Origin of the sequence: Pseudomonas sp. EA_65y_Pfl1_P113 (assembly GCF_963970525.1) — a bacterium.
Lineage (GTDB): Bacteria > Pseudomonadota > Gammaproteobacteria > Pseudomonadales > Pseudomonadaceae > Aquipseudomonas > Aquipseudomonas tritici.
Genome location: NZ_CAXAQM010000292.1, coordinates 1 through 557, shown reverse-complemented (window position 1 = coordinate 557; position 557 = coordinate 1). Strand labels below are relative to the sequence as shown.

The window sequence follows — 557 nt, the reverse complement described above, 5'->3', positions numbered from 1 at the left end:
CGGCTGCTTGCGCTGCCCAGGGCTGGTCATACCGATCAATGTGGAACACATGGCGCGCATCCTTCAGGCGATCGGCGAACTGGAGCGGGCGCGTGAACGCATTGATCCGCGTCGCTTCGAGCTCTTGTATGCGCCGAGCCTGCGCATCTTGGTCGACGACATCCTGCCGGACTTCCCGCAAACACTGCGAGGTGATGCCGAACAACGAATGCTGGCTCTCGCACTGCTTCCGGCGCTGGAGTGAGCGATGACGGCTTCCACGGCACCCAATCTTGTCGCCGCCGTCAGGCCGGCCCTTCGGATATCGGCACGGTCCGTATGGTCCGATCAGGTCTGGCATCTCGACGGTCATCGCCCTGGCAGCAACCGCAGCGACTTCTCGCTTGACTGGGGTTTTGTTCTTGCTGACGACAGCCGGTTCAGTGATCCGCGATGGGCTGACTGGCGAGAGGCGGCGAAGCTGTTCCTGTGGAGCCTGAAGCTCGACCCGCCTCCTGGGTACCGCAACGCTCATGAAATGACGATCGTCTCCGTCTTCAATAGGTTGCGGATGCTGA

General features: G+C 61.8%; 2 protein-coding genes. Both read left to right on the top strand.

Annotated elements, in window-relative coordinates; genetic code table 11:
• Window positions 1-244 (top strand): hypothetical protein (locus AACY52_RS29670; protein WP_339561280.1); only part of this gene is annotated, 244 nt, incomplete at its 5' end.
• A 3-nt stretch (window positions 245-247) separates the two neighbouring features.
• On the top strand, window positions 248-557 hold a 310-nt coding region (locus AACY52_RS29665; RefSeq protein ID WP_339561279.1), incomplete at its 3' end, for a hypothetical protein.